Annotated in this window: 1 pseudogene; it reads right to left on the bottom strand. The window is 61.4% G+C overall.

The window, feature by feature from the left end:
• A pseudogene (locus C8N38_RS21000) lies at positions 1-525 on the bottom strand (hypothetical protein); the annotation flags it as partial.
• Positions 526-1428: the final 903 nt, after the last annotated feature.

The raw sequence follows: 1428 nt of genomic DNA, 5'->3' as shown, positions 1-1428 counted from the left end.
CTGATCCGGCGTCTCGTCCACGGGATCGACCACATCAGGACCCCCGTCCGGCGTCTCGTCCGGGCTCCCCCCATCCGGCACCGACCCCCCATCGCCCTTCACAAGCGTCAAGGGATCAATCCCGACCAAAGCCGCAAACTTCAGAAGAACAGGGCTCAGGCTTGCGATCGCATCGGCCTGGGCCGCGTCGGTTTCGGCCGCAGGCTCTTCGGTGACGGGCGCCGCGTCAGTCTCCCCTGCACTGGTTTCGGGCTCGTCCGTTCCCGCGCCGGAGGCCGGGGGTACGGTCCCGACATCGGTCTCTTCGGGCTCCGAAGTCTCGGACGGGGTGCCTGAGGTCTGATCGCCGCCCTCCTGCGCCGCGGTATCGCCGGTCGACCCGTCCGCTCCCGAGGTCTGATCATCAGGCGTAACGGTGTCGATCGGATCGATCTTCGGGTCGGTTGCGGGGGGGGTCGTGACCGGGGTGGAGCTTCCGGTCTTCGCGCCGGCGATCAGAAGCCTGAATTTTTCGAGAACAGTCATGTGTCACCTTCACCAAAACAAGATTTGGGAGGGACACTGCGTGCCGGTGGTTAATGATTGCCTGCCGAAACCTCTCCAAAACAGAAATGGAGATGCGCATTTTCAATCGAGTTTTTTTATTTTACTGCATTTCATTTACTAGAAACATGAATGCCCACAACAACTTCCCGGCAGTCCCGAAACGTTCCGTGAAAATCCCGAGAACTCTTTCCGGAGCGTGGACAATCTGCCCGTTTTCGGCCTGATTTCCCGGTTGCCCTCTTGGATATTAGCCGCGCCGTGCACAGGGGGCTCCGTGCCCCTGATCCAGCCGGACATGGCCGAAAAGCGGGCAAATCCGGCCCGGACCCCTCTCGTTCTTCCCGTCAGAGAGCCGAATCCCGGTTCGCCAACGATCGGCTGGCGCGTCTTTTCGATCCGCAGAATCGCCCCTCGGGACCCAAGGGCAGGACGGCCTTGCCGGGGCCGTCCAGAGAAGAGGGGCGGGGCCCCAAGGGTCATTCTGTTCAATCCCGCTTTGTCCACAATTGTATCCCGAACTCTTTCCGAAAAGAAAATGGAAAGGGAAAGAAAGTCGCCAAGACACTCCGATGCCGTCCATTTTCGTTATGGATTTCGAAATCCTTAAAATCTGAAACTGGGTATCGTTACCCTGCCGTTAACTGTCGTCCCCCTGATCGGGCCGCCCGGGCGCCCTGTGGGTGGTCCATTCCAGTGCGCCGCCGGCCGCAGGGATGACCTACGGCCGGCGGGCTTGTTCTTTGGGAGGTGCGGCGGGAGGCCGTTACCAGTCGAGGATGGAGGTGGAGGCGTCGGAGAGGTGGGCGGCGATGGGGTCGCTGAGCGCGGTGCCGTAATCGGCCTGCAGCGCCTGAACGATCTGCTGGTAATGCGCCGTGCCCG

Source organism: Rhodovulum kholense, from assembly GCF_003053725.1.
GTDB lineage: Bacteria > Pseudomonadota > Alphaproteobacteria > Rhodobacterales > Rhodobacteraceae > Rhodovulum > Rhodovulum kholense.
The sequence above is the reverse complement of the archived record's forward strand: the minus strand, read 5'-3'. Positions and strand labels throughout refer to the sequence as shown.